3 protein-coding genes are annotated in these 1,421 nt (G+C 78.2%); all 3 read right to left on the bottom strand.

Annotated elements, in window-relative coordinates; translation table 11 throughout:
- On the bottom strand, positions 1-763 hold a 763-nt coding region (locus ACTS11_RS09880), incomplete at its 3' end, for a hypothetical protein (protein ID WP_442640149.1).
- Complete coding sequence (locus ACTS11_RS09875; RefSeq protein ID WP_442640148.1) at positions 760-1,134, bottom strand: ExbD/TolR family protein; 375 nt, start codon at positions 1,132-1,134, stop codon at positions 760-762. The genes ACTS11_RS09875 and ACTS11_RS09880, both read right to left, overlap by 4 nt.
- Positions 1,135-1,138: 4 nt before the next feature.
- The coding region (locus ACTS11_RS09870; protein WP_442640147.1) for a biopolymer transporter ExbD at positions 1,139-1,421 on the bottom strand (283 nt) is incomplete at its 5' end.

The raw sequence follows: 1,421 nt of genomic DNA, 5'->3' as shown, positions 1-1,421 counted from the left end.
CGGGATAGTTCGCGGCCTCGGCGGCGTTCCGGGCCTGCGGCGTCCGGGTCGGGACCGGCGCGCTGGCCGTGGCCTCGGCGGCGGGCAGGCCCCCGTCGCTGCCCCGCGTGGCGTCGGCGGCGGCGTTGCCGGTTGCGGCGGGCGGCGGCCTCTGCGGCTCGGCCACCCGCGGCGTCGGGTCGGGCATCCTGTCGGGGCGCAGCACCGGCCGGCGGCTCACCAGCGGTGCGGCTTCGCTCTCCTCGGTCGCCTCGACCCGGTCCGTGACCTCGGCCCGCGTGGCCATCACGGGCACGGCCGCCTGCGCCGCGGAGCGGTCCGGCGGAGGCCCCGCTGCGGCGACCGCGTCCGCCGGGGTGGGCGCCGATGCAGGCACGGCAGGCTCGGTGCGGGTGGCACGGTGGGCCGTCCTGGCCGCGGGAGTCGCGACTGGGGCAACCGCGTCCGCTCGCTGGCGGAGGGCGCGGGGGGGCGCCTCGGTAGGCGCCGGAGGTGCCGCCGCGTCGCGGACGGCCTGCGGTATCGCGTCGGCGGACGCGGGCAAAGCGGCCTCGGCCTCCACCGGCCGCACCGTCTCGGGCCGCACGACGCCGGGCGCGCCCGCGACCATGTCCGCGAAGGAGGCGCCCATGCGCGCGGGCGCCGCCTCGCCGCCGCCGTCGAGCACCGGAGGCTCCGGCACAACGACGCCCGACGCCGCGAGGTGGAGGCCCGCGGAGACGGTCAGCGCGGCCGCGGCCCCGAGAAGGCGCGCGGTCGTCATTCGAGGCCCCGCTCGGTCACGATCCAGACCTCCTCGGCCCCGAGGTCGCGCAGCTCCCGCGAGAGGGCGACGAGCTCCGTAGCCGGAAGCCCGCGATCCGGCACGAGGCGGGGCGCGGGCCCTTCGGCGAGAAGCGCGGCGGGCGTCACCGGCGCGCCGCGCAGCGTCATCGTCCCGTCGGCGAGGATCACGGCGGCGTCGGGCGGCGCGCGCCCCGCGAGGCCCGAGGTCTCCACCAGCTCGACCCGCCCGTCCAGCGGCGGCGCGATCGCCCCCGCGATCAGGAAGAACACCAGCATCAGGAGCACGACGTTGATCAGCGGGATCGTCGTCTCGCGCGCCCTGCGGGCCTGTCTGCGGCGTAGCGGCATGGCGTCAGTCCATCACCGTGACGGACAGCTCCGGCTGCGCGCCGAGGATCACGAGCACATCGACCAGCCGCTGCGACGTCACACCGTCGGCGACGGCGACGAGGAGGCGTCCGGGCGCCTCGGCCCGCGACAGCGCCGCCCCGAGATCGCCGAGCGCCACGGTCTCGCCGTTCAGGCGCAGCACCTCCGCCCCGAGGCTGAGGAAAAGCGGCGGCGTCCCGGGCGGGACGGCGCCCCCCGGCGCGGCGGCGAAGAGCCGAAGCTCGGAATACCGCGTGAAGGTCGAT

Source organism: Roseicyclus sp. (genome assembly GCF_052168335.1).
GTDB lineage: Bacteria > Pseudomonadota > Alphaproteobacteria > Rhodobacterales > Rhodobacteraceae > Roseibacterium.
Note: the sequence above shows the minus strand (reverse complement) of the source record. Positions and strands in the feature narration are given on the sequence as shown.

Excerpts from the sequence above, each read along its gene's own strand:
- ACTS11_RS09875 (WP_442640148.1), bottom strand. The coding sequence starts at position 1,134 with ATGCCGCTACGCCGCAGACAGGCCCGCAGGGCGCGCGAGACGACGATC.